Annotated in this window: 26 protein-coding genes and 2 pseudogenes; 27 read left to right on the plus strand and 1 reads right to left on the minus strand. The window is 50.2% G+C overall.

All coding sequences use genetic code 11. The features are described 5' to 3' along the window. The first annotated feature begins 28 nt into the window (after positions 1-28). From WMO41_RS02345 to WMO41_RS02445, 20 genes and pseudogenes are all read left to right on the plus strand, one after another. Positions 29-2,059: an LPD1 domain-containing protein gene (locus WMO41_RS02345; RefSeq protein ID WP_009252034.1), complete on the plus strand. Its 2,031-nt coding sequence runs from the start codon at positions 29-31 to the stop codon at positions 2,057-2,059. A gap of 12 nt (positions 2,060-2,071) precedes the next feature. After that, positions 2,072-2,908, plus strand: coding sequence for a hypothetical protein (locus WMO41_RS02350; RefSeq protein ID WP_009252033.1), 837 nt, complete (start codon positions 2,072-2,074; stop codon positions 2,906-2,908). After that, entirely contained in the window at positions 2,905-3,276 is a 372-nt protein-coding gene (locus WMO41_RS02355; RefSeq protein ID WP_009252032.1) for a DUF4314 domain-containing protein, read from the plus strand. Before WMO41_RS02350 ends, WMO41_RS02355 begins: the two co-directional genes overlap by 4 nt. After that, positions 3,273-4,385 (plus strand): DUF3846 domain-containing protein, encoded by a 1,113-nt coding sequence (locus WMO41_RS15975; RefSeq protein ID WP_009252031.1) that lies wholly within the window; start codon positions 3,273-3,275, stop codon positions 4,383-4,385. Before WMO41_RS02355 ends, WMO41_RS15975 begins: the two co-directional genes overlap by 4 nt. Positions 4,386-4,391: 6 nt before the next feature. After that, positions 4,392-5,192, plus strand: a complete 801-nt coding sequence (locus tag WMO41_RS02370) for a hypothetical protein (RefSeq protein ID WP_009252030.1) — start codon at positions 4,392-4,394, stop codon at positions 5,190-5,192. A 36-nt stretch (positions 5,193-5,228) separates the two neighbouring features. Continuing rightward, positions 5,229-5,699: a PcfB family protein gene (locus WMO41_RS02375; protein ID WP_009252029.1), complete on the plus strand. Its 471-nt coding sequence runs from the start codon at positions 5,229-5,231 to the stop codon at positions 5,697-5,699. Beyond that, a pseudogene (locus WMO41_RS02380) lies at positions 5,696-5,998 on the plus strand (conjugal transfer protein TraG); the annotation flags it as partial. The gene WMO41_RS02375 and the pseudogene WMO41_RS02380, both read left to right, overlap by 4 nt. Before the next feature lie 56 nt (positions 5,999-6,054). Then, positions 6,055-7,905: a DUF4368 domain-containing protein gene (locus WMO41_RS02385; protein ID WP_494338416.1), complete on the plus strand. Its 1,851-nt coding sequence runs from the start codon at positions 6,055-6,057 to the stop codon at positions 7,903-7,905. A gap of 80 nt (positions 7,906-7,985) precedes the next feature. Then, positions 7,986-8,201 (plus strand): transposon-encoded TnpW family protein, encoded by a 216-nt coding sequence (locus WMO41_RS02390; protein ID WP_349228450.1) that lies wholly within the window; start codon positions 7,986-7,988, stop codon positions 8,199-8,201. A 134-nt stretch (positions 8,202-8,335) separates the two neighbouring features. Further along, positions 8,336-8,638 carry a hypothetical protein gene (locus WMO41_RS02395; RefSeq protein ID WP_349228451.1) on the plus strand — a complete coding sequence of 101 codons (303 nt, stop codon included), beginning with the start codon at positions 8,336-8,338 and terminating at the stop codon, positions 8,636-8,638. An 84-nt stretch (positions 8,639-8,722) separates the two neighbouring features. Further along, positions 8,723-9,283, plus strand: a complete 561-nt coding sequence (locus WMO41_RS02400) for an RNA polymerase sigma factor (protein WP_349228452.1) — start codon at positions 8,723-8,725, stop codon at positions 9,281-9,283. Beyond that, positions 9,280-10,302, plus strand: coding sequence for a DUF4179 domain-containing protein (locus tag WMO41_RS02405; protein ID WP_349228453.1), 1,023 nt, complete (start codon positions 9,280-9,282; stop codon positions 10,300-10,302). The genes WMO41_RS02400 and WMO41_RS02405 overlap by 4 nt, the downstream gene beginning before the upstream one ends. An 89-nt stretch (positions 10,303-10,391) precedes the next feature. Then, positions 10,392-10,712 (plus strand): DUF3847 domain-containing protein, encoded by a 321-nt coding sequence (locus WMO41_RS02410; RefSeq protein WP_494338417.1) that lies wholly within the window; start codon positions 10,392-10,394, stop codon positions 10,710-10,712. 251 nt (positions 10,713-10,963) lie between these two features. Continuing rightward, the gene (gene mobQ, locus WMO41_RS02415; RefSeq protein WP_349228506.1) at positions 10,964-12,472 is read left to right on the plus strand and encodes a MobQ family relaxase; all 1,509 of its coding nucleotides are present in this window, start codon (positions 10,964-10,966) and stop codon (positions 12,470-12,472) included. 16 nt (positions 12,473-12,488) lie between these two features. After that, positions 12,489-14,366 carry an AAA family ATPase gene (locus tag WMO41_RS02420; protein ID WP_349228454.1) on the plus strand — a complete coding sequence of 626 codons (1,878 nt, stop codon included), beginning with the start codon at positions 12,489-12,491 and terminating at the stop codon, positions 14,364-14,366. A gap of 148 nt (positions 14,367-14,514) precedes the next feature. Further along, positions 14,515-16,071, plus strand: a pseudogene (locus WMO41_RS02425) (VirD4-like conjugal transfer protein, CD1115 family); the annotation flags it as partial. A gap of 243 nt (positions 16,072-16,314) precedes the next feature. Continuing rightward, positions 16,315-16,473 (plus strand): Maff2 family mobile element protein, encoded by a 159-nt coding sequence (locus tag WMO41_RS02430; RefSeq protein ID WP_178819303.1) that lies wholly within the window; start codon positions 16,315-16,317, stop codon positions 16,471-16,473. A gap of 154 nt (positions 16,474-16,627) precedes the next feature. Continuing rightward, positions 16,628-16,900, plus strand: a complete 273-nt coding sequence (locus WMO41_RS02435; RefSeq protein WP_073382926.1) for a helix-turn-helix domain-containing protein — start codon at positions 16,628-16,630, stop codon at positions 16,898-16,900. Beyond that, complete coding sequence (locus WMO41_RS02440) at positions 16,860-17,237, plus strand: TnpV protein (RefSeq protein ID WP_349228455.1); 378 nt, start codon at positions 16,860-16,862, stop codon at positions 17,235-17,237. Before WMO41_RS02435 ends, WMO41_RS02440 begins: the two co-directional genes overlap by 41 nt. A 46-nt stretch (positions 17,238-17,283) precedes the next feature. Then, positions 17,284-17,940 (plus strand): hypothetical protein, encoded by a 657-nt coding sequence (locus WMO41_RS02445; protein WP_118021013.1) that lies wholly within the window; start codon positions 17,284-17,286, stop codon positions 17,938-17,940. 96 nt (positions 17,941-18,036) lie between these two features. Here WMO41_RS02445 and WMO41_RS02450 read toward each other — a convergent pair whose 3' ends face one another. After that, positions 18,037-18,843 carry a helix-turn-helix domain-containing protein gene (locus WMO41_RS02450; protein ID WP_270853993.1) on the minus strand — a complete coding sequence of 269 codons (807 nt, stop codon included), beginning with the start codon at positions 18,841-18,843 and terminating at the stop codon, positions 18,037-18,039. Positions 18,844-19,326: 483 nt separating this feature from the next. On the opposite strand from WMO41_RS02450, the gene WMO41_RS02455 reads away from it, so the two are divergent. The 7 genes from WMO41_RS02455 (at position 19,327) to WMO41_RS02485 (ending at position 24,749) form a co-directional block, all read left to right on the plus strand. Continuing rightward, positions 19,327-19,515 (plus strand): hypothetical protein, encoded by a 189-nt coding sequence (locus WMO41_RS02455; protein ID WP_005930722.1) that lies wholly within the window; start codon positions 19,327-19,329, stop codon positions 19,513-19,515. After that, positions 19,512-19,853 (plus strand): replication initiator protein A, encoded by a 342-nt coding sequence (locus WMO41_RS02460; RefSeq protein ID WP_003020305.1) that lies wholly within the window; start codon positions 19,512-19,514, stop codon positions 19,851-19,853. Before WMO41_RS02455 ends, WMO41_RS02460 begins: the two co-directional genes overlap by 4 nt. Then, positions 19,846-20,142, plus strand: coding sequence for a DUF3847 domain-containing protein (locus tag WMO41_RS02465; RefSeq protein WP_117517545.1), 297 nt, complete (start codon positions 19,846-19,848; stop codon positions 20,140-20,142). Before WMO41_RS02460 ends, WMO41_RS02465 begins: the two co-directional genes overlap by 8 nt. A gap of 301 nt (positions 20,143-20,443) precedes the next feature. Next, the gene (locus tag WMO41_RS02470; protein ID WP_002569224.1) at positions 20,444-20,968 is read left to right on the plus strand and encodes a hypothetical protein; all 525 of its coding nucleotides are present in this window, start codon (positions 20,444-20,446) and stop codon (positions 20,966-20,968) included. A gap of 185 nt (positions 20,969-21,153) precedes the next feature. Beyond that, a complete protein-coding gene (gene mobQ / locus WMO41_RS02475) occupies positions 21,154-22,734 on the plus strand; it encodes a MobQ family relaxase (protein WP_349228456.1) in 1,581 nt (526 codons plus the stop codon). A gap of 64 nt (positions 22,735-22,798) precedes the next feature. Beyond that, positions 22,799-23,443, plus strand: a complete 645-nt coding sequence (locus WMO41_RS02480) for a CHC2 zinc finger domain-containing protein (protein WP_117530288.1) — start codon at positions 22,799-22,801, stop codon at positions 23,441-23,443. Then, on the plus strand, positions 23,412-24,749 hold the full coding sequence (locus WMO41_RS02485) for a virulence-associated E family protein (RefSeq protein WP_349228457.1): 1,338 nt from the start codon (positions 23,412-23,414) through the stop codon (positions 24,747-24,749). The genes WMO41_RS02480 and WMO41_RS02485 overlap by 32 nt, the downstream gene beginning before the upstream one ends. Position 24,750 lies beyond the last annotated feature (1 nt).

Here is a 24,750-nt window from a genome sequence, read left to right on the forward strand (position 1 = left end):
TTTTCGCACAGACTGGAGGTGATAATGTTTGGCAGAAAATTTACAGCATGAGGATTTTGGGGAAAAGATCGGAGGTGCGAAAAAAGACCTCTGGAAAGACCGCGGCCTGTATGTAGACGACCTGGGCGCCATGAATGAGCGGGAGGCGGAGAAATTCGTCAAGAAGGATAATGTCTGGAAGAAACCGGACTATCAGGCCATGCTTGACGATGGCGTTCCCCTCGGCGTTGTCTATTTCATCAAAAAGGCACGGGACAGCCTGGGGGCTTCTCCCCAATACCGGTACAGTGACAAAACCCCGGAGCTCAGGCGTGCCAGGCAGGAGGAATATATTGAGACCGTCCGGCAGCTACAGGCCGTGATCGAGGATGTGCGCACACTGGATGACGCTATGCAAGCCTATGACCGCTTTCTGATACAAAATGGATATGTGGAGCAGGTGCAGGGCTGGGCCAGCGGAACCCATTACCGCGCTACGAAGAAATCCCTGGATAACCCGGTCATTACCAATAAGCTGGTGCAGGCCTTACATATCCGCTCCGCTTCTCACTTTGACCGGGATTTCACGCAAAAGGCGCAGCAGGAACAGTTTGGCGTTTCCAAAGACCAGAAGATGCCAAAGGGCTATGCGATCCACTTCAATGACGGGAAAAACACCTATTCCAGAAATAACGACTGGAAACCCGGCACCTATTATGTGACGAAAGGCTATTCCATTTTGCAGACAAATTTGGAATCCCGTGAGGCAGCCCTGAAATGGGTACAGGATTTTGCCCGGCAGCGGAGCAAAGGCGGAAAGGTCCGGTTTACCCCTCCGCAGCTTGCGCATGTGAGACGGACCGGGCCGGACTACCGGAGCGGTCAGGAGATCACCGGACAGCATTATCTTGACACTTTCGGCTTCCGGGGCGGCGAATTTGGAAACTGGATGAACCAGAATGACCGGCAGGCGTCCCTGAACATGGGATTTGAAGCACTGAAAGACCTGGCGGCTGCCTTACAGATCAGCGATCAGGATATTGCCTTTGGCGGCACGCTTGCTATCGCTTTCGGTGCCAGGGGCAGCGGCAACGCCGCGGCCCATTATGAACCGCTCCGCAAGGTCATCAACCTTACGAAGATGCACGGGGCCGGTTCCCTGGCGCATGAATGGTGGCACGGCTTTGACGACTATTTGGGGGCAAAGATGGGCGCGAAAGGGATGCTCTCAGAACAGCCCCGCCTTTACCCATTGTTCCAAAAGCTCATTGATACCATGAAGTACAAACCGGAGACGCCGGAGCAGGCGGCCAAACGCACCGAGGCACAGAACAGCCGGACAAAGAAAAACGCGGCAAGCTGGCTGGATTCGGCGGTGCTTGGCTCCTTGAAGCGGTACGGCAATGAAAGTACGCTGGAACAGTATGTGGCATTAAAAGACGCTTTCCTTTCCGGGGAGGTCGGTTCTGTGGATCAGATCAGCGCCTTAAAGAAATCCGTCAGCGGCCATGTGATTCCCAAAAGTGATCGTGAACGTTTGGAAATGTTCGAGCGGATGCTTCACAGGATGCAGGAACAGGAAACCCCGCAGATCGGGCGGACAGAGACCGACTACTACCGCAATTCCGTAAAAATGGGAAAAGAATGCGAGAAAGACGGCGGCTATTGGGACAGCAACACGGAAATGACGGCCAGGGCTTTTGCCTGTTATATCAAGGATAAGCTGCCCTATGCTTCTGATTATCTGGCCGGCCATGCGGATTGCGCGGTAGCCCTTGTCATGGATAAATCCGGGGAAACAGAGGTTTTGAAAGCCTATCCCCAGGGTGAGGAACGCAGGGCGATCAACGCGGTGTTTGACGAGATCGTGGCAGATTTGAAATTGCAGCACACCCTTACCCATGCGGAAACAACGCTGCCCCTTGCGGTGCAGGCTGTACCGTTGGCTGAAAATGAGCAGATTACCATATTTACGATGGAACGCCCTTCGGTGATCGGGCAACTTGCGGCGGCAAGATCGGCAGAAAAAAGTACCCCGGCGCAGGCGGCTCCTAAAAAGTCCCACGCGCCGGAGATTTAAGGAGGTGAAACATTGGAAGAAAACAAGGATTATCAGGTTTACCGGTTTGACTATCTAACGGAAGGCAGCCAGCTCAAATTGGAGCACAACGTATATTGTGAGGATGTGGATATATCTTCCCTGATTACGCAGGGTGCGGATGCACTGGAGGCATTGCGTCAGGACAGCATAGACGGCGAGCAGAAAGCCCTTGCAATCGTGCAGGCGGCGGCAAAACAATGGGAACAGCAGGCGGCAGTCACACAGAAATTGAACCGCTCGCTGGAATACCTGCGGACCCCGGAGGTTGCACATACGGGAAATGAATGGCGCAAAACCGGCAACTGGCGGGACGCCGAGGAAATCAGCAACCGTGTCTATAAGATGACATGCAGCGTTTGGGAAGATACCAAATATGACCGGGAAACGAAGCAAAGCGTCCCGGTTGCCTGGTATGTGACATGGGATGTGTATGTGAATTCCCCGAAGGAGGGATATGGGGAAAAGATCGCCGGGCAGAACCAGAAACGCTATACCGACAAAGCCGCCGCTATGAAATACCTGGATGGGCGCAAGAAAGCCTACTCCCACCTGTTTACAGAAATCTCTCCGCAGATTCCAAAAGAATATGAGCACCACTTTACCGTTCACGGTACCCTCCTTCCCGGTTATACCGTGGAGGGCCAGGAACCGGTCAAGGCAGAGCACACCGCCGCCGAGGTTTCGGAGGGCGATATTTCTTTGCCCGAAAAGGCGGAAAAGCCTTCCGTGCTGGGGAAACTGGCGGCGGCGAAGCTGGACGCAAAAGAATCCGGGCAGCCGGTCCGACAGGGAGAAAAATATCAGTCAGAAGAAAGGAGCAGCTTATGAATGAGTGGGAAAAGAACCGCCGCATGGCAGAATCTTACCGGCAGTCATACCCTCCCGGTACAAGGCTGGAACTGATTGGGATGGATGATCCGTTTGCACCGATTCCGGCAGGAATGAGGGGAACGGTTAACTATGTGGATGACCAGTCTCAGATTCATGTGAAATGGGACAATGGCAGCGGGCTTGCCCTTATCCCGGACACAGACAGTTTTCGCAGGCTGTCCGCAAAAGAGATTGAGGCGGAGAATGCGGCGAAGGGTTCTGTCGTAAGCAGGCTTACCGCTTCCAAAACGCAGCCAGGGAAAGAACGGGAAGAAGGCAGGCGGCAGGCAAAGCCGAATAAAAAGAAGGAGGATATGCAGTTATGAAAGTTTTAATGGTGGAGCCTGGGAAAGTCCCCTATGCGGCAGAAATTGGCGAAGGTCTGGAGCCATTGCAGGCCGCTGTCGGCGGGGACATTCAGGCTGTTTACCCTTACGATGACCCGGTTGCCTTGATCTGTAACGAGGAAGGCAAATACATGGGGCTTCCCCTGAACCGTGCTCTCCATGATGACGAGGGCAATATCTATGACATTGTTGCAGGGAATTTCTTTCTCTGCGGGCTTGGCGAGGAAGATTTTACAGACCTTCCAGCAGACCTTATGGAGAAATACCGGCAGCAGTTTGAGCACCCGGAGCAGTTTGTCCGCATTGCCGGGAAAATCCTGGCAGTCAAGCAGCCGGTCCCTTCCCCTGAAGAACAGGAGGCACAGCGGGCGCAGATGGCCGCACAGGAGGCACAGCGGGAAGAAATGCGGCTGGACGAGTCCACGGACCTGGCCTTTGACCTGGATGTGTTCCTGCGGCAGTACAGTGACGCTTATGCGGATATGCACCCCGTTTTCCATGAGGAAAAAGAACGCATGGCGGACGAACTCCTTTCCGGGCAGACCGGAAAGATACGCATGAGGATGGCAACTGTCATTCAGGAGGAACACCTGAACGGCGAGGCCGGGCCGCTGCTGGATCGCATTGCCGCCTATGAAAAAGAATACGGGATCAGCGCCTACTCCATTTACCAGCTTGACTTATCGGACAGCACCGATGACCTGCGCTTTATGTCCCTTGATTGGCTGGAAAAGAAAGGGCTCCCGGTAGACAGGGACAATTACCAGATGGTCTATGCGGCGGAGCTTTCGCCCGGCGAAACACTGGAAGATATTTATACCCGCTTTAACATCGACCACCCGGAGGATTTTAAGGGGCATTCCCTTTCTGTCTCTGATGTAGTAGTGCTCCACGAAAAAGGCAGCGACACCGCCTACTATGTGGACAGCATTGGGTTTAAGGAAGTGCCGGATTTTTTGGGCGGCGCCCGGCAGCCGGAGGCAAAGCGGGATGTGTCGCTGCGGGAGCTGCTTGACGACGCTAAGAAACAGGCGGCAAAGGCAGAACCTAAGACGCCGGAGAAAAAGAAAGAACCGGAAAGGAGCTGATGGCTTATGCTGATGGCAGAACAGGAACCCTATGCCTTAATGGTGCAGCCGGACGATATGCTGATCAGCCCTCGTGAAGTTAATGACAACTTCGGGACAATGGTATGCTTCCACCCCCGCTATGCCCTGGGCGACCACCACAACTATATTGACAAGGACGATTTTCTGCGGGAAATGTACTTAAACACCGTTGGCAACAATGAGCGCGGCACGGAACGCTATGAGCGCATGGTAAATATGGTCTGGAGCCGGAAAATGACTGGCGACCACCCCGACCCCCGTGCCGTGGATGATGCCATGCTCCGGGTGATCTCTGAAAAATACGTTGTGATGCCCCTGTACCTTCTGGACCACAGCGGCCTTGCCATGCAGACAGAGAGTTTCCACGATCCCTGGGACAGCGGGCAGGTAGGTTGGGTGTATGTTTCCAAAGAGGATGTGCTGAAAGAGTTCGGCGGGGAGAAAATGACCGGCGCCCTCCGAAAAAAAGCCGAGGATTTGCTTAGGGGCGAGGTTGCTGAGTATGACGCCTATCTCCGGGGTGAGTGTTATGGCTTTGAGCTGTATAAAAACGGCGAGCTGTCGGATAGCTGCTGGGGATTCATCGGAAGTCTGGAAGATGCCTGTAAAGCAATGGCGGATTATCTGCCAGACGAGTGCAAAGGCATGACGGAGCACCTTTCGGAAGTGAAAGAACCGGCTTCCATGATTAAGACGCTCCTTCGGCACGCCCGGATTCAGATCGAACAGGCGGAAAAAGCCCACGAACACGCCCCGCGCCAGCAGGTACTAAGTGAGGCACGGTAATGAACAGACTATATTTTTTCAGGAAGGAGGATGTAGGTGCAGGAAGATATTGAACAAAGAACCATGTCGGTCACGGTCCAGGCGGCAAAGCTGTCCGGGCGGGTGCTGAAAGCGGCCATTGCCGCCGCGCTTCAAAAGATGGAGCATAGCCGCAATACCCCGAAAGTTGGCCGCAACAGCATGAAGCGGCTGACCGCCAGGGACCCCGGCGCCAGTACCATTGAAGTGACCGGACGGATTCGCTCTTTTGAACGGATCGCCAAAAAGCATGAGGTCCGCTATCACATTGAAAAAGACCCCGGCACGGATCCGCCCAAATGGACGGTGTATTTCAAGGCAAACCAGGCGGACGCCCTGACCGCGGCATTTAAGGAATATACAAGAAAAGACCTTGCCCGTAGCACCAGGCCGTCGCTGCTTTCCCAGCTTGCCAAATTCAAAGAGCTGGCACAGGCGCTTGGCCGTGACAAGGTAAAGAATAAGGAGCATGGAGGGCCGGAGCGTTGAAGATAGATACGGTCACCCTGAAAAAGCAGGTGATCCTCCACCTGCCTTACCTTCTGTTCCTTTTGGTATTCGCAAAGCTGGGCCAGACGGTACGGCTGGCTCCCGGAGCGGATGCTTCGCAAAAACTGCTGGGGCTAAGTGAAGGCTTCACTTTGGCCTTTCAGAGCATGTGGCCCGGTGCGGCGCTGGATTGGCTGGTGGGGCTCTGCGGTGCGGTCATTATGAGGCTGGCGGTGTATCTCAAAGGAAAGGACGCAAAAAAGTACCGTAAAAATGTGGAATACGGTTCTGCCCGCTGGAGTGCATAATCTTAAGTGTAAAGGAACTCTACATGGACGCACAGGAGGATATGCACATGACTGATTACAGCAAAATCACAGCCCTTTACTCCCGTCTTTCCGTAGGCGACGAGGACAGGGATGGCGGCGAGAGCAACAGCATACAAAACCAAAAAATCTTTTTGGAGAACTACGCCAGAGGGCAGCACCTAACCAATATCCGGCACTACATTGACGACGACGAAAGCGGCAGATTTTTTGACCGTTCTGCCTACTCCCGCATGATTGAAGATGTAGAAAGCGGCAAAATCGGCGTCTGTATTATGAAAGACCTTACCCGCTGGGGGCGCGACTATCTCCAAGTCGGCAACGCTATGGAGATTTTCAGGCGGAACAATGTGCGCTTTATCGCGGTCAACAATGGCATAGACAGCGAAAACCCCGACACATTGGAGTTTGCCCCCTTTATCAATATCATGTCGGAGTGGTACGCAAAGGACATCAGCAAGAAAGTAAAAACGGGTATCCGCACAAAAGGCACAAGTGGCAAGCCAATCGCTACCGAAGCTCCCTACGGCTATATCAAAGACCCGGACAACAAGGATTTTTGGATAATCGACGAGGAAGCCGCCGAGGTTGTGCGCCTTATTTTCCGTCTGTTTCTGGACGGGAAAAACCGAAACCAAATCGCCGTATATCTGACACAGGAACAAATCCCTACCCCCACTTTCTACATGAAAGACCGAGGGCGGGGAACTTGTAAAAATAAGACGCTTAACGAGGATAACCGTTACAAGTGGAACAAAGCCACCCTGACCCATATCCTTACGCGGCAGGAGTATTGCGGTGATGTAGTCAACTTCAAGACCACAAAGCATTTCCGGGATAAACGCAACCACTATGTAGACAGAAGCCAGTGGCACATCACAGAAAATGTGCATGAGCCGATTATCGACCGCACAGACTTTGAAAATGTGCAGCGGATTTTGGAAAACGCACCTGTCAAACGCCCCAACGGGGACGGGGAAATCCACCCTCTGTCCGGCTTGCTTTTCTGTAAAGACTGCGGCGCAAAAATGCACATTCGCATAGATTACAGGAATGGCGGCAAGCGCCATGTTGCCTATTGCAGCGAGTACCACAAGGGAAAATCCAAAAATCCCAAGTGCAGCTCCCCGCACATCATGGACGCGGATCTGCTCATGCAGACCGTCGCAGATGTGCTGAAAAAAATCGCGGAATACTCTATCAGCAACCGGGCAGAGTTTGAAGCCTTAGTGAAAAAGAGCCTTGCCATGCAGCAGACCGACAAGACCAAGAAACAGCAGAAGCGTATCCCGCAAATCACGACGCGCCTTGAACAGATTGACAAGGTGCTGAATAAACTTTATGAGGATAACGCGCTGGGAACTATCCCGCAAGACCGCTATGAGCAGATGTCGCAGAAGTATTCAGAAGAATACTACACACTGAAAGCAGAACTTGAACAGCTTAGGGAGCAGCTATCCGCTTTTGAGAACGCGGGAGGACGGGCGCAGAAGTTTGTAAAGCTGATAGACCGTTACACTGACTTTACCGACCTTACCCCAACTATCCTCAACGAGTTTATCAGCCGGATTGAAGTGCATGAGCGCGACAAGAAAAGGGCGAAACAAGCTATTCAGCATATCGGGATATACTTTAACCATATCGGCAGATTTGAAAATGAACTGACACAGCTTGCAGAGCCGACAGAGCAGGAAATCCGGCAAATGCGGGAGGAAATCGAAGAAGCACAAAAGGAAAAGAGCCGCGCCTACCACCGCGAATATTCAAGGGCATACCGGGCGAGAAACCTTGAAAAGCAACGGGAGTATGACCGCATGAAAGCGCGGGAATACCGGGCGAGGAAAAAGGCGCAGGCTGCCGCCGCACAGCCCGCGCCGTAAAACAGAACAGCCAACATCAGAGAGGGATTTTCCGAACTACGGGAAATCCCTCTTTCGCGCCCGGAGAAAGGAGAAACCGATTGACAGAAAAGAAAGGAACACCCGCCCCGCCGACCAAGCCGGACGGTATCATCACGACCCAGAGGAACGGGCAGGCCATTGTTGCGGAGCTATTTTTCAATCCCAATGGCACAGAAACATTCTCCGACAAGCTGCTGAAAATGATACTTGCCGACAACTTGCGTTTCTCTGCGTCTAACGGTCAAGAGCCGGAAAAATCGGAAATCTTGCGATAACAGCCGCCCCGACGATACATTCCCCGTCCGGGCGGTTTTTATCGTCAAAAACGCCGTTTTCCCCAAGTCAAGAGCCGAGGAAAACACCCGAAAAATGCCCCTATTGCGTAACAGGGGCGCAGAAAGGAGAGTTTATGAGAACAGGGCTTACCAAGCAGGAAAAGACCACCGATATATGGTTTGACGAGAAAGACCCGCTTATCCATATCCGCACCCACAACACCGACCTCAAAAGGCGGCTTGCCGCCTATGCCGGACAGCACCCCGGCGAGTGCCGCCAGACCGACGCAGACCCCGAAACGGGCTGCATGGAGTTTGACATTGCAAAGAGGCGTTTCTCTTTCCGTCTGACCGTCCCATACAGCGAGGAACGCCGGAGAGCCGCCAGCGAAGCGGCGAAAGCTAACGCAAGCAATCTGACGCGAAGTGTGATATAATTTTTTTGAAAAAGTTTGAGATTTGATGTAGTATTCGCCGCTAAAACCGTAGTATATAGATGAAGCCGGAAAGGAGGCGGTGTGATGATAGACGACGAAAAAATCATAGAAATGTTTTTTGAGCGTTCAGAACAAGGCATACGGGAGTTGGATATAAAATACGGAACAGTCTGCCACAATCTTTCCTATCATATCGTAGGAAGTAGGCAAAACGCAGAGGAATGTGTAAACGACGCTTATTTAGGTGTATGGAACACTATTCCCCCTGCACGACCTAACCCACTTTTATCCTATGTTCTGAAAATCGTTCGGAACATTTCAATCAAAATTTATTGGAGAAAGGAAGCAGCCAAACGAAGCAGCCATTACACGATTGCTTTGGAGGAAATTGAACCCTATATAGCAGATACTCACACAGTAGAAGCAGAAATTGAAGCTAAAGAATTAGCCCGTATCATTGAAAGTTTTTTAGATACGCTGACTACTGAAAACCGCGTTATTTTCATGCGCCGCTATTGGTTTTCTGACAGCTACAAAGACATAGCCGAGGTTGTGGGGCTTTCAGAGAAAAATGTCTCTGTCCGGCTGACCCGTATCCGCGAAAAGATGAAACAATATTTAATTGAAAGAGAGGTATTTATATGAACGCAAAGAAGTTTTCCGACGCTATGAGCGAGCTTGACAACAAATACATTGACGAAGCCCTTAACTATAAGAAAAAGGTCAAGAAGCCCATTTGGATTAAATGGGGAGCTATGGTAGCCAGTTTGCTCCTTGTCTTTACTATGTCTGTTCCAGCATTAGCGGCAGCAGATTTTGGACCAGCTTATAATCTACTCTACAAGGTAGCTCCAGCGATTGCTCAAAAGTTAAAGCCTGTTAGTATGTCCTGCGAGGATAATGGGATTAAGTTTGAGGTCATTTCGGCTTATGTTGAGGGTAACGAAGCAAAGATTTTTATTTCCGTACAAGATATTGACGGAGATAGAATTGATGAAACGACAGATTTGTTTGATAGCTTTAGTATCAATACACCTTTTGATTGTAGCAGTTCGTGTGAAAATATAAGCTATGACACTGAAACAAAAACCGCCACTTTCCTAATTTCTATATCACAATGGAATGAGGAAGACATTATTGGTGAAAAAATTACTTTTTGTGTCCGAGAAATGCTGAGCAATAAGCAGGAATATGACGCGATATTGACAAATTTGGATTTGACCCAAATTAGTGCTATACCAAAAACAATTACCCCGACTCAAATTTTTGGTGGTGAGGGAACAAACTACAATGAAATGGAAAACAATTTTCAGGCATTGAAAACAACAGGTATTCTTTGTTCCCCTATTGCTGGGGTAGATATTACAGCTATGGGATATGTGGATGGGAAATTGCATATACAAGTCAAGTACGAGGATAGTTTAGAAACGGATAATCATGGCTATATCTATTTCAAAAATGACAAGGGTGAGGAAATTCACTGTATCGCAAATATTGCATTTTCTACTGATAGTGAACATCAAGAACGGTATGTAGAATATGTTTATGATTTGTCAGATGTTGATTTGACCCAATATAAAGCATATGGATATTTTGTTACGAGCGATACACATATCGAAGGAAATTGGAGTGTTACTTTCCCGCTAGAAAGCATAAGTCAATAAGTTTTCGTAGTCACCGATATAAATACAAAGCAAATAATTCAATGGGAGCAGCCTTTTTTACACAAAAACGGCTGCTCTTTTCTATGCCTATGAGCAGAAAGGAGCGACCAACCATGACAAAACCAAAAGAGAAAACACGCGAAGAACTGCAAGCCGAGATTGAGGACGGAAAGAAGAAAATCCGACAGTTTGAGAACCGGGAAAAGATGTTGCGTCAAAAGCTATCCAAAGAGGAACGCCGGACACGCAGCCACCGCCTTATCGTCCGGGGCGCAGTCTTTGAAAGCATTGTGCCGGAAGCAAAGAACATGACCGACGAGGAAGCCGCAGCACTTCTTAGGCTTGCACTGACGAGTGAGCCGGTACGGGAATATCTGAAAAAACGAGCCGAGAACGGGAACGCTGAATAAATCCCTTAGACACCAAGGGCGCACTTATACACCCTAACGGGCGTGTGCGCTCTGCCGAGGGCTTTACTTCCGCACAGGGATTTTACCCCGCGCTACGATTGGCGGCTTTGCCACAGACAGGGGACGCTACACTTCCCCTGCGACAGCTTGCGCTGTCTACCCTTTTGTGTACTTGCGGAAACCGAACACCTTGCTACGCAAGCTATTCATTTTCCACAAGTTTTATATCCGCTATACTGGAGGTGATACCCATAGCCATTTACCATTGTAACATCAGCATAGTCAGCCGGGGCAAAGGCAAATCAGCCGTTGCCGCAGCCGCCTACCGAAGCGGCGAAAAGCTGACAAACGAGTGGGACGGAATGACCCACGACTACACCCGCAAAGGCGGCGTTGTCCATACCGAAATCATGCTGCCGCCCCATGCCCCGCCCTCTTTCTCTGACCGTTCTACCTTATGGAACAGCGTGGAGCTTTATGAGAAAGCCGGGAACGCCCAGCTTGCGCGTGAGATTGACGCAGCACTCCCCATAGAATTATCACGAGAGGAACAGATACGGCTTGTCCGGGAATACTGTTCCTCTCAATTTGTTTCCAAAGGAATGTGCGTGGATTTTGCTATCCATGACACCGACAGCGGCAACCCCCATTGTCATATCATGCTGACCATGCGACCACTTGACGAGCGCGGCGCATGGGCGGCGAAATCTAAAAAAGAATATGACCTTGACGAGAACGGCGAGCGCATACGCTTGCCAAGCGGCAGATACAAGACCCACAAGGTTGACCTCACAAGTTGGAACGACAAAGGCAACGCCCTCTTGTGGCGCAAGGCGTGGGCTGATATTTCAAACAGCTATCTTGAACGCGCCGGAAGCACAGAGCGTATCGACCACCGCAGCAACGCAGAGAGGGGAATTGACGAGATACCCACTGTCCACATGGGCGTAGCCGCCTGTCAAATGGAGAAGAAAGGCATAGCCACCGAGAAAGGAGAATTGAACCGGGCTATCTGCAAATCAAACAGGCTGATAAAGGAAATCCGGGCGCAGATCGACAACCTCAAAGAATGGATTGCCGGACTGCTTGCGGCGTGGGAAACTGCCCCAAGAAAACCACAGCCGCCGAAGTCCCCGAACCTTGCAAATCTTCTGATGAAGTATTTGAGCGTTCAGAGGGAAAAGAGCCGGAAGTATTCGCAGAGCTGGCAGCACCAACACGCAGCCGACGAACTGAAAACCATATCACAGGCAGCCAATTATCTTGCGGAGCATGGTATCTCCACTCTTGACGAGTTGGACGCTTCGCTTTCCTCTGTCAATGAGGAAGCCTTTTCTATCCGGGAGGGAATGAAAACTGCCGAGCAGCGCATGAAAAAGCTGCAAAAGCTGATAGAGAACGGCGAGAATTATTTGCAGTACAAGCCTATTCATGCCGAACTGAAAAAGCTGAAAAACGGCTGGATGAACAAACGGGATAAGTATGAGGAAGCCCACCGCGCGGAGCTAACCTTATGGAACGCAGCAAGCCGCTATCTCCATGCAAATCTGACGGATATAAAGACGCTACCTATCTCCGAATGGAAACAGGAATACGCTGACCTCAAAGCGCAGAGAGATACCGACTACACCAAACTGAAAGCTGCCCGCGCCGAAGTTGCCGAGCTTCAGAAGATACGCAAGTGCGTTGATATTGCGCTGAAAGCCGAGCAGCCGGAGCTGACACAGAACCGCACCAAGCGGCATGATATAGACCGCTGAAAGGAGTTGAATTTTTATGTATTACACCCAAGAACAAATAGACCGCGCCAACCAAGCCGACCTTGTTTCTTTCCTGCAAGGACAGGGCGAGCAGCTTACCCGCGCCGGACAGGAATACCGTTGGAAACGGCATGACAGCTTGACTATCCGGGGAAACAAATGGTACAGGCACAGCCAAAGTAAAGGCGGCGCACCCATTGATTTTGTCATGGAGTTTTTCGGAAAGAGCTTTACCGAAGCCGTAGAACTGCTAACAGGAGAAAAAGGCGCAGCACCGCCGCCGGACAGACCAAGCCCCGCGTCCTTTTCTGACTTCCGACTGCCGCCCCGAAGCACCGACAACCGCATAGCGAGAAACTACCTCACAGCCGCCCGTCGCATTGATGAAGATGTGTCGGGCTTTTTCTTTTCCACCGGGGATATTTACGAGGAAGCCGCCCACCATAACGCCGTATTCGTAGGACGGGACGAGGACGGAGTACCACACTACGCCCACCAACGCGGCACAGCCGGGAACTTCCGGCTTGATGTGAAAGGCAGCGACAAAGCCTTTAACTTCTGCTATCGGGGCGAGGGCGAAAGATTGTTTGTCTTTGAAGCCCCTATTGACCTCTTATCTTTTCTCTGTCTGTTCAAAAAGGACTGGCAAAAGCAAAGCTATCTTGCGCTGGGTGGCGTGGGAGATAAAGCCCTTATGCGCTTTCTCTCTGACCGCCCGAACATCAAGACCGTATATCTCTGCCTTGACAGCGACAAAGCCGGAAACGACGCTTGCAGCCGCCTTGTGGAGTTTATGCCGGAGGGCTTGACCGTCCACCGCCTTATCCCTCTTTTCAAAGACTGGAACGAGGTGCAGACGCGCCGGGGCGAAATCACAGACGGGAAATATCTGCGGGAAGCTGTCTATGGATTGAAAGAACCGCCACAGGAAGAAACCGTTGAAATTATCCGCATGAGCGAGGTTGATACACAGACCGTTGAATGGCTATGGGAGCCGTATATCCCCTTTGGGAAAGTAACCATAGTACAGGGAAACCCCGGCGAGGGAAAGACCACCTTTGCGCTGCGCCTTGCCGCTGCCTGTACCACTGGCGGGACGCTTCCGGGAATGAAGCCCATACAACCGTTTCAAGTGATTTATCAGACCGCCGAGGACGGTTTGGGCGATACCGTCAAGCCCCGCTTGATAGAAGCTGCCGCAGACCTTGACCGGGTGCTTGTGATTGATGAAGCAAAACGGGAGCTTACCCTGTCCGACGAGCGCATAGAGAAAGCAATCATACAGAACGGGGCGCGTCTGATTATCCTTGACCCCATACAGGCGTATATGGGAGACAAAGCCGACATGAACAAGGCAAACGAGGTACGCCCCATTTTTCGCCGCCTTGCCGAAGTCGCGGAGCGTACCGGGTGCGCCGTTATCCTTATCGGACACCTCAACAAAGCTGCCGGAGGACAGAGCGCATACAGGGGCTTAGGTTCTATCGACTTTAGAGCCGCAGCAAGGAGCGTCCTTTTAATCGGGCGCGTGAAGCGTGAGCCGAATGTGCGCGTTATCATTCACGACAAATCTTCTCTTGCGCCGGAGGGAAAGCCCGTTGCCTTTTGTCTTGACCCGGAAATAGGCTTTGAGTGGATAGGCGAATATGATATAACTGCCGATGAGCTGCTGTCCGGCGCGGGCGGCAACAACGCCACCAAAACCGAACAGGCTGAAAAGCTGATACTTGACCTACTGGCAGACGGAAAAGAGCTTGCCAGCGAGGACATAGAGAAAGCCGCAGCCGCCGCGGGGATTTCTGCCCGTACTGTCCGGGCGGCAAAGAAAAACCTTGACGGGCGCATTACCTCAAAGCGTATCGGCGCAGCATGGTATCACGCCCTAAAAAAGTGAACTGGCAAAATCCAAGTGGCAAAACCCAGATACCTTGCCACTTTGCCACTTCAACTATAATCCCACAGCCCCATGTATGACCGCGTGGGGCTTTATCGTTGAAAAAAGAGCCTATGTTGCGTCAATAACTCTAAAAAGCACTTGACAAAACGCTTCATGGGGCAGCAAAACGGATATTGCACCGTTTATGGACCAAAAACCGGAAAACAACATCATTCTGACGCAGAGCGAGGGGCTTATGATGTCCGGCAGGCCGAAGAACCCGGCCAACGCCCGGAATAAAAATGTGCTGGTGGTCGGCGGTTCCGGCTCCGGCAAAACGAGGTTTTTTATCAAGCCCAATCTCATGCAGATGCACAGCTCCTATGTCGTTACCGATCCGAAGGGCACGGTCTTGATTGAGGTTGGAAAGCTGTTAAGCCGGGGCACACCGAAGCTGGATAAGGACGGAAAGCCGGTCCGTGGCAAGAATGGTAAGATCGTGTATGAGCCGTATAAAATCAAGGTATTCAACACCATCAATTTCTCAAAGAGTATGCACTATAACCCTTTTGCGTATATCCACAATGAGAAGGACATTCTCAAACTGGTAACGGTGCTGATCGCCAACACGAAAGGCGAAGGGAAATCGGGAGACGATTTCTGGGTCAAGGCCGAAACACTGCTCTATACGGCGCTGATCGGCTACATCTATTATGAAGCGCCCTCCAATGAGCAGAACTTTTCCACGCTGGTGGAAATGATAAACGCTATGGAGGTCCGGGAGGATGACGAGACTTTCAAGAACGCGGTAGATTTGCTGTTTGACGCACTGGAGCAGAAAGACCCGGATCACTTTGCCCTCCGGCAGTATAAAAAATACAAGCTGGCCGCAGGCAAGACGGCTAAGTCGATCTTAATTAGCTGCGGCGCCAGGCTTGCCCCGTTTGACATTAAGGAAGTCCGGGAGATCACCATGTATGACGAGCTGGAACTTGACCTGGTGGGCGACAGGAAAACGGCGCTGTTCTTTATTATCAGTGATACGGACGCGACCTTTAATTTCCTTGTCAGTATGGCTTATACCCAGCTATTCAACCTGCTCTGTGAGCGGGCGGATGATAAATTTGGTGGCAGGCTCCCGGTCCATGTGCGGTGCCTGATCGACGAGGCGGCCAATATAGGCCAAATCCCGAACCTGGAAAAGCTGATGGCAACGATCCGTTCCAGGGAAATATCCGCCTGCCTGGTATTGCAGGCCCAGAGTCAGCTCAAAGCGCTTTATAAGGACAACATGGACACGATCATCGGCAACTGTGATTCTTCTCTTTTCCTGGGAGGTAAGGAGGAAACCACCTTGAAAAGCTGGAACTCCCTGCTGGGGAAAGAAACCATTGATCTATATAACACCAGCGTCACGAAGGGCACCCAGGAATCCCACGGGCAGAACTTTCAAAAGCTGGGAAAAGATTTGATGTCCGTTGACGAGCTTGCGGTGATGGACGGCGGAAAATGCCTCCTGCAGATCAGGGGCGTGCGTCCCTTCCTGTCCCGGAAGTATGACATTACCAAACACCCGAATTACAAATATCTTTCGGATTTTGACGAAAAGAACGCCTTTGACATAGAGAAATACCTGTCTACAAGACTGCCTGTACGTCCCAGAGAGCTGTACCCCAACTATGAGATCACGCCGGAAGAACTGGCAGCGCAGACAAGCGCGTAAAACCCGCCGTATCATTTCCTTATTGTATGGCGGGTTTTTCTATACCCTTTGGAAAGGAGGCGCCTATTGCGGATTCGTGATTCTCCCTGACAACTGAATATCCCCCGCAGGTCTTGTCCTGCCCCTTATGCTGCCGTCATGTTTTTGTAGGTTTTCTATTTGAACATGGCGGCGGCTTTTTTCGTTTCCGGCCCAATGCGGCCACAACAATAAATTCTATGAACATTAAGGAGGATTAACTTTATGGCTTTTTTTACAAGCGCGATTGACACGCTGAAAATTCTCGTGATCGCCCTGGGCGCGGGTCTCGGCGCATGGGGTGTCATCAACCTTTTGGAAGGTTACGGCAACGACAACCCCGGTGCAAAATCCCAGGGGATCAAGCAGTTCATGGCTAATTAAAGGGAACAAAAAGAAAGGAAAAACCAATCCAGACGGTATCAGCGGCAGGCTACAAGAATAAATTGTGATTTCACAAGATTGATGCTATAATAAGAGAAAAGTTCCTGCCGGGGCAGCCGCCCCGGTGGTATGGATAGAAAGGCAGGAAAACAATATGCACATCAGCTATAAACCACTCTGGCACACACTGTTAGAGCGTGATATGAGGAAAGAAGATTTAAGGCTTGCCGCCGGTATGACAACGAATATGATTGCCAACATGAGCAAAGAGGGAAAGCACATCAGCATGGACACATTAGCCCGTATCTGCGAAACGCTGAATTGTGAGATTACCGATGTGATTGAGTTAGTACCAGACGAGCCTGCTTCCACAGGAGGTAAGGAACATGAGCGAATTAAAACCAAGAATAACAGAAAACGGAATTGATTATATCCTTGTTGGAGATTACTACATCCCAGACTTGAAGCTGCCGGAGGAACACTGCCCTATCGGAAAGTACGGACGGATGCACCGGGAATATTTAAGGGAAGCCCACCCAGCCAGATTGAATACATTGATACTGACCGGAGAATTGTGGACATATCTTGCAGACCTGAACGAACAGGCACAGGAACGGTTAGACACCATCATGGAGCAGATGAAAGTTGCCGAGGGCGTGACCGAGGAATTGAAGCGTACCCGTCAAATGGAATGGGTGCAGCGTTGCAATAACATTCACAACCGAGCAGAAGAAATTGTTTTGCATGAGATGATTTATTCATAACGGTATGATAGAATGATTATGACAAATTAGAATTTGGGAGATGCCTATGAAGAAGTTTTTGAATGATATAAGGAATGCAGAAAATCCAATATCCAATAATAGAAAACTTATAAATACCATAGCGATATTGTTTCTCGGAATAGCTTTGGGAACTTTCTCAAAATATCTGGATTTTCGTCAAACTGAACTTCCAGGTGTGCTTATGGCAATAAATGGAGTCTTAGATATTGGTAATTTTCTTGGGCGTTTTGCAATCTGGATATTGATTGCACTGTGTATTTCTATTTATAGCAATTCTGCAATAAGAGCAAGCATCAATGTTTTTGTATTCTTTGTTGGTATGGTTGCAAGCTACTATTTGTATTCAAACTATATTGCAGGATTTTTCCCAAGAAGTTATGCGATGATTTGGTTTGGATTTACAGCTGTTTCTCCATTATTGGCTTTTGTCTGTTGGTATGCAAAGGGGAAAAGCAAACTGGCATTTATACTATCAGCGCTGATTTTGGCAGTATTGTTTAATATGACTTTCGTATATGGATGGGGATATTTCGAAGCACGCTCTGTTTTAGAATTGATAGTCTTTATTATCGGACTTACTGTTTTGAGGAGGGACACATTGAAAAGTTCTGTGCTAATGGGAACAATTAGTATAGTTCTTGCATTTTTACTTGATATGGTTATTCCATTTCATTTTGGATAAACAACTTCCAGTGTCATTCTGAAAATTTAACTGAATAACCACAGCACAAACCGCTGCTACATGGAAGCTAACAAACCATGCAACAGCGGTTTTTCTTTATCGTTTTTTCCTCTGGCTGATAGGCGTTCCCATTTTCTTTGATTTTTTGAGAATCCGAATCAGCCAGCGAAATTCTTCGTCTGACAGATTTTTATAGTTGATACCAAGCTGCTTGCAGTAAAGAACAACCAGCTTTTCATCCCGGCTGCCCTTGAAATTTTCGACCGCTTCCAGATTTTCTTTCAGTTCATTAGCAACGGTGGTCTGGGGCGCACTCTCACTGTCCTTTTTGTGGGCTTCCCGAATATCCCGGATAATCAGGTTGAGGTCATCCAGAACCATGTGACTGAAATACTCATCATCACTGATATGGGCGGCTTGCAGCACTTTCAAATGCGGGTCATCTTCGCCTGGGCGATACCGTTCAATGATTTCATGCCGGACGGTATCGACAAGTGCATTGAGGTTTTGAATCTGCATGGTAGCAATCCCGTCCACATAAATCTCAATGTCTGCAAGAAACTTGATGAAATCTTTATGTGTAGCAAGCTCACAGAGCAGACGGTTGTTAATCCGACCGCTTTTCAGCAGTGCCACCATCTCATCATTCAAATGCAGCTCCGTCAATGGTGTGTTGATCTGCTCCCTGTTCTCTGTCCGGCACAGTAGATAATCAACAGAGACCCCATAGAAGTCTGCCAGCGTGATAAGGTTGCCATGATTGATTTCCTTAAAATCCTCTTTTTCATAACTTCCAAGAGCTGATTTGGAAATGCCTGTCAGCTTTGATAGTTCTTCCAGATTTAAGCCTTTGTCCTTGCGGAGTTCCCAAAGGCGTTCCTGTATGCTTGTTGCTCCTTTCATGGGCGCACGCTCCTTTCCAATGGTTTCATTGCTGCCGCTTATCTGGATTATATCACACTTTCCGCAATCGTGGAAATTTCTGATTTTTACCCCTAATTCCTACTTTGTGGACATACGGCACAGGGCACAAAAATGTTCTATGATACAGGTAGTTCATCGATGGATTATTCCAATCGAATGACCAGCCTGTGTGGGATATGCTTCCCCGGCGATGTAGTGCCATGACTTTTGGCAGGGATGTGGAGGAACCCTGACCGAAACGAGCGTACCAAAGGGAGCGATACGCCGCTGTGAGATTCAGGGGAGGAACGACACCGGGGAGAACTGGCGAACTGACACCGAAATGATACCGAAACACGACAATCTGATAGGGGGATAGTCTACCCTATCGCTGATACTTCGGGAGATTTTAATCGGCTCTATGGCTGTAATTTTGCCGAAAATCGCCCCGAAACCATACACTAAAACGGGAGGAAACACAATATGCCGAGAATGAGTAAAAAGAGGAAGCATGAGCTTTCCTTTTACCTCAATGACCGGGGGCGTGTCACTTACAACGAATTATGCCGGAAATGCCAGCATGGGTGCAGGCAGAGCTTCCGGGCGGTTGTGATTGACTGCCCCCGTTATTTATCCAAACGAGCAAAGAAAAAGGAGGAACACACCGAATGAATTTTGAATTTATGACGATAGACACACCATTGCCGCCCTGTATGCCCTTTCCCAGAGCGTTGACAGGATTTCCAGTCAGCAGCACCGCAAAGGTCATGTACTGCCGGATGCTGGACGCTATGCTCTCCAAAGGTCAGGAGGACGAGAACGGAATCCTGTTTGTCTGCTTCCCTGTCACAGCCATTGCCGCAGTCCTGTCCCGCAGTCCCATGACGGTCAAGCGTTCTCTGAATGAACTGGAAACCGCCGGACTTATCATGCGGGTGCGTCAGGGCGTTGGAGAACCAAACAGGATTTATGTGCTGATACCGGGAAAGGAGGACGCTGCCCTTGCCTGATACCTCAAAGCTGGAAAAGATAAACCGGGAGCTGGAGAAAAGCGAAAAGAAACTGCGGAAAGCCATCAATGATGAAAAGGCATTGCAGCACCAGTTAAAGCAGCTTACCCGAAAGGAACGGACGCACCGGCTCTGTACTCGTGGCGGTATGCTGGAAAGTTTTCTGCAAGAGCCGGAACGCCTGACAGATGATGATGTCATGCTGTTGTTGAAACTCATTTTTCACAGGCAGGACACGCAGGAACTATTGAAAAAACTGTTGGAACGGGAGAAGCTGGAAACCCCTTAGTTTACTAAGGGCGCAATTATACACCACCCAGAGGTTGGTGCATTGCGTTCTCCGAAGGCTCCTCGCCGGAGGGCTGTGATTTTCCGCAGTCATGGTCTGCTCCAAATCATACAGGGGACGCTACGCTTCCCCTGCGCTGGCTGCCGCCAGCTACCCTTTTGTGGACTTGCCATCTGGGGACACCTTGCGTTGCAAGCTGTTCCCAGCCGACAAGTTTCATAAAATATGCTATCTTTTCGATAGCCAATGAAGTATAATGAAGATGACAACAAATCGGTAGTTGACAAGGAGTTTTGATAGCGTGAAAAAAATATTTCTTAAAATTGTGATAGGGGTTGTTCTTGCTTGTATTTTATTTGTTTGTTTTCTTTATACGAACAATGAGATCGGCGTGACTTCATCTAAGCTGGAGGCAGATATTCGTTCGTCGCAGAAGATTAAGGATGATTGGACGGTCGATGGAAGCGTTTCCAGCACGATGGCTGCATATATTTCTTACCCTCAGGATTTGAGTGACCATTCTTTTTCCGTCTATGTCAACCGTCCTGGTCTTTCCTTTGGATACTTTTTCCGTGGGGGTGGAAACCTTTCGGGGGTTCAAAGAGGAATTGCCGAGTACACCGTAGAAGGATATAATGAGCGAGCATTTATTTCTATGAATCAGCAACAGGTAACACAGCTTGAAATAGATGACGGCAACACAATTCAAGTGCTTGACATTGACAGCAATAAACCTTTTGCGATTGTTTTGCCTATAAGTGCGGGAACCATTACATTCTATGATGTGAATGGCAATACTGTGGAATACTGGAACAATTCTCTTTGACAACTTCCAGTTTGTCAGCTTCACATCGGGTCAACTTGCCCCGAACTTTTACAATTAAATACCCGCCGCCCACATAGCGGCACACCGAGCAGGAAATCTGAAAAAGGTCTCCTGCTTTTTTTCTGCCCAAAATGAGATGGTAAAACGCCACCCCATCCACCAATTACCGAAAGGAGGGACACGAAATGCCCTGTCCACACAACGAAATCACGATTGTTCAGCGCAGCCAGCGGCAGTCTGCGGTTGCCGCCGCTGCTTACCAGAGTGGCGAAAAGCTGTTCTGTGAATACGACCAGCAAGTGAAGCACTACCCGGAAAAGCGTGGTATCGTCCACAATGAGATTCTGCTCCCAGCAAATGCCCCGCCGGAGTATGCAGACCGTAATACCTTATGGAACGCCGCCGAAGCGGTGGAGAAGCAATGGAACTCCCAGCTTGCAAGGAGGTGGGTGCTTACCATCCCCAGAGAGATACCGCCCGACCAGTACGCTGTCCTTGTCCGGGAGTTTTGCCAGCAGCAGTTTGTTTCCAAAGGCATGATTGCTGATTTTGCAATCCATGACCCCCATCCGCCGGGACACAATCCCCATGCCCATGTCCTGCTGACTATGAGAGCAATGGACGAACATGGAAAATGGCTTCCCAAGAGCCGCAAGGTTTATGACCTTGATGAAAGCGGAGAACGGATAAAACTTCCGTCCGGCAGGTGGAAAAGCCACAAGGAGGATACGGTTGACTGGAACGACCAGAAGTATTGTGAAATCTGGCGGCATGAATGGGAGGTCATCCAGAACCGCTATCTGGAAGCCAATGACCGCCCGGAGCGTGTGGACTTGCGTTCCTATGCCAGACAGGGGCTTGATATTATCCCTACTGTCCATGAGGGGGTTGCTGTCCGGCAGATGGAAAAGCGTGGTATCCAGACGAATATCGGAAATCTGAACCGGGAAATCAGAGCCGCCAACAGTCTGATGAAGTCCATCCGGCAGCTTATCCAAAACCTCAAAGGCTGGATTACCGAGCTGGGAGAAAAACGGAAAGAGCTGCTTGCACAAAAAGCGGCGGAGGAAGCGACACTTCTTCCCAATCTGCTGATGAAGTACATGGAGATACGAAAGGAAGAACGGAAGGACTGGACGAGGGCTGGACAGAACCGGGGGACTTCACAGGACTTAAAGGCAGTCAGCGAAGCCCTGTCCTATCTCCGGCAAAAGGGGCTTTCCACTGTGGAGGACTTAGAAGCATTTCTGGAATCTTCCGGGAAATCAGCCGCCGATTACCGCAATCAGATGAAGCCAAAGGAAGCCCGGAGCAAAGTGATTGACGGGATTCTTGCCAGCCGGACAGACTGCAAAGAATGTAAGGCTGTCTATGAGAAGTACCAGAAGATATTTTTTAAGAAAACAAAGGAGAAATTCAAACAGGAACACCCGGAGGTTGCCCGGTATGAGAAAGCCGCTGACTACCTTGCCAAGCACCCGGACGATAAGGACAGTACCCAAAAGGAGCTGCAAGAGGAGCAGGAAACGCTTCTCAGCGAAATCGCAGAACTGAAAGTACCGCTGACCGAGGTACAGGAGGATTTGAAGAAGCTGCGGGACATCCGCTACTGGGTACGGAAAGCCACACCCGGCACAGAAGAAAGCAAAGAGCCGTCCAAGAAGCAGCCCATCAAGGAAGTCTTGCAGGATAAGGCAGACGAGAAAAAAGCACAAAGAACTGCCCAGGAACAGACGAAACACAAACAACAGGATATGGAACTTTAACAGGCACTTGCCATTTTCAATCAGAGAATGTCAGGTGCTTTTCTTTTTTCAAGGAGGGATAGATTTGAATGTATTTGAAGCTGTGAAGCAGTCCGTCACAACAAGACAGGCTGCGGAGCATTATGGAATCCATGTAGGTCGGAACGGGATGGCTTGCTGCCCGTTCCATAACGATAAAACCCCAAGCATGAAGCTGGATCGGCGTTACCACTGCTTCGGCTGCGGTGCGGATGGGGATGTGATTGATTTTGCCGCCGCCCTGTATGGGCTGAGAAAGAAAGAAGCCGCCGTACAGCTGGCACAGGACTTCGGGCTTTCCTATGAGGACTGGAAACCGCCGGGAAAGGAAAAAAAGCCAAAGCCCCGGCAGAAATCCCCGGAGGAACAGTTTCAGGAAGCAAAGAACCGCTGCTTCCGTATTCTTGCCGATTATCTCCACTTGCTTATGGCATGGAGAAAGGACTACGCCCCGCACTCCCCGGAGGAAGCCTTTCATCCCCGGTTCGTGGAAGCCTTACAGAAGCAAGCCCAAGTGGAATATCTGCTGGATATATTGCTGTTCGGGGAGACAGAGGAAAAAGCGGCTTTGATTGCGGACTACGGAAAGGATGTGATACAGCTTGAACAGCGAATGGCAGAGCTTGCAGCCGCAGACGCAGCAAGAATTAAAAAACACCATGAACGCCATGCAGCCACCCCAGAGCATTGAGGAAATCAAAGCGGGACTGGAAACTACCGAGAAAGGCGGTGTCCGTCAGAGCATACGGAACTGCCTGACCGTATTCCAGCGTGACCCGCTGCTTTCCGGGGCTATCGCATACAACATCCTGACCGACCGCAAGGACATCATAAAGCCCATCGGCTTCCACAGAGAAAGCACAGCCCTGAACGATACGGATATGAAGTATCTGCTTCTCTATCTGGAAGAAACCTATGGGCTTACCAATGAGAAAAAGATTGATAATGCCATCGGGATTGTGGCGAATGAAAACAAGTACCATCCCATCCGGGACTACCTAAGTGCCCTTGTGTGGGACGGGACAGAACGAATCCGTTTCTGTCTGCGGCACTTTCTGGGGGCTGACGCAGACGATTACACCTATGAAGCGTTGAAGCTGTTCCTGCTGGGTGCAATCTCACGAGCCTTTCAGCCGGGGTGCAAGTTTGAAATCATGCTCTGTCTGGTAGGCGGTCAGGGGGCTGGCAAGTCCACTTTCTTCCGTCTGCTGGCAGTCCGGGACGAGTGGTTCTCCGATGATTTGCGGAAGCTGGACGATGAAAATGTGTACCGCAAGCTGCAAGGTCACTGGATTATCGAAATGTCGGAAATGATGGCAACCGCCAACGCCAAGAGCATTGAGGAAATCAAGTCGTTTTTAAGCCGGCAGAAAGAGGTCTACAAGATACCCTATGAAACCCACCCGGCAGACCGCCCCCGTCAGTGCGTGTTTGGCGGCACTTCCAATGCCCTTGACTTCCTGCCCCTTGACCGTTCCGGCAACCGCCGCTTTATCCCGGTCATGGTGTACCCGGAGCAAGCTGAGGTTCACATTTTGGAGGACGAAGCCGCTTCCAGAGCCTATATCGAACAAATGTGGGCAGAAGCGATGGAGATTTACCGAAGCGGCAGGTTCAAGCTGGCTTTCAGCCCCGCCATGCAGCGGTATCTCAAAGAACACCAGCGGGATTTTATGCCGGAGGACACCAAAGCCGGGATGATACAGGCGTATCTTGATAAGTACACCGGGAGCATGGTCTGTTCCAAGCAGCTCTACAAGGAAGCCTTAAACCATGCCTTTGACGAGCCGAAGCAATGGGAAATCCGGGAAATCAACGAGATTATGAACCAGTGCATTTCCGGCTGGCGGTACTTCCCGAACCCAAGAATGTTTTCAGAATATGGCAGACAAAAGGGCTGGGAGCGTGAAAACCCGGCAACGGACTCCGGCAACCCGTCTGAAAAAACGATGGATGGTTTTGTGGAGGTCACAGAACAGATGGAGCTTCCATTCTGAA

The sequence above is a fragment of the Ventrimonas faecis genome, from assembly GCF_040096075.1.
GTDB classification, from domain to species: domain Bacteria; phylum Bacillota; class Clostridia; order Lachnospirales; family Lachnospiraceae; genus Brotaphodocola; species Brotaphodocola faecis.

Excerpts from the sequence above, each read along its gene's own strand:
- WMO41_RS02355 (WP_009252032.1), top strand. The coding sequence starts at position 2,905 with ATGAATGAGTGGGAAAAGAACCGCCGCATGGCAGAATCTTACCGGCAG.
- WMO41_RS15975 (WP_009252031.1), top strand. The coding sequence starts at position 3,273 with ATGAAAGTTTTAATGGTGGAGCCTGGGAAAGTCCCCTATGCGGCAGAA.
- WMO41_RS02370 (WP_009252030.1), top strand. The coding sequence starts at position 4,392 with ATGCTGATGGCAGAACAGGAACCCTATGCCTTAATGGTGCAGCCGGAC.
- WMO41_RS02385 (WP_494338416.1), top strand. The coding sequence starts at position 6,055 with ATGACTGATTACAGCAAAATCACAGCCCTTTACTCCCGTCTTTCCGTA.
- WMO41_RS02395 (WP_349228451.1), top strand. The coding sequence starts at position 8,336 with ATGAGAACAGGGCTTACCAAGCAGGAAAAGACCACCGATATATGGTTT.
- WMO41_RS02400 (WP_349228452.1), top strand. The coding sequence starts at position 8,723 with ATGATAGACGACGAAAAAATCATAGAAATGTTTTTTGAGCGTTCAGAA.
- WMO41_RS02405 (WP_349228453.1), top strand. The coding sequence starts at position 9,280 with ATGAACGCAAAGAAGTTTTCCGACGCTATGAGCGAGCTTGACAACAAA.
- WMO41_RS02410 (WP_494338417.1), top strand. The coding sequence starts at position 10,392 with ATGAGCAGAAAGGAGCGACCAACCATGACAAAACCAAAAGAGAAAACA.
- WMO41_RS02420 (WP_349228454.1), top strand. The coding sequence starts at position 12,489 with ATGTATTACACCCAAGAACAAATAGACCGCGCCAACCAAGCCGACCTT.
- WMO41_RS02430 (WP_178819303.1), top strand. The coding sequence starts at position 16,315 with ATGGCTTTTTTTACAAGCGCGATTGACACGCTGAAAATTCTCGTGATC.
- WMO41_RS02435 (WP_073382926.1), top strand. The coding sequence starts at position 16,628 with ATGCACATCAGCTATAAACCACTCTGGCACACACTGTTAGAGCGTGAT.
- WMO41_RS02440 (WP_349228455.1), top strand. The coding sequence starts at position 16,860 with ATGAGCGAATTAAAACCAAGAATAACAGAAAACGGAATTGATTATATC.
- WMO41_RS02445 (WP_118021013.1), top strand. The coding sequence starts at position 17,284 with ATGAAGAAGTTTTTGAATGATATAAGGAATGCAGAAAATCCAATATCC.
- WMO41_RS02450 (WP_270853993.1), bottom strand. The coding sequence starts at position 18,843 with ATGAAAGGAGCAACAAGCATACAGGAACGCCTTTGGGAACTCCGCAAG.
- WMO41_RS02455 (WP_005930722.1), top strand. The coding sequence starts at position 19,327 with ATGCCGAGAATGAGTAAAAAGAGGAAGCATGAGCTTTCCTTTTACCTC.
- WMO41_RS02460 (WP_003020305.1), top strand. The coding sequence starts at position 19,512 with ATGAATTTTGAATTTATGACGATAGACACACCATTGCCGCCCTGTATG.
- mobQ (WP_349228456.1), top strand. The coding sequence starts at position 21,154 with ATGCCCTGTCCACACAACGAAATCACGATTGTTCAGCGCAGCCAGCGG.
- WMO41_RS02485 (WP_349228457.1), top strand. The coding sequence starts at position 23,412 with ATGAACGCCATGCAGCCACCCCAGAGCATTGAGGAAATCAAAGCGGGA.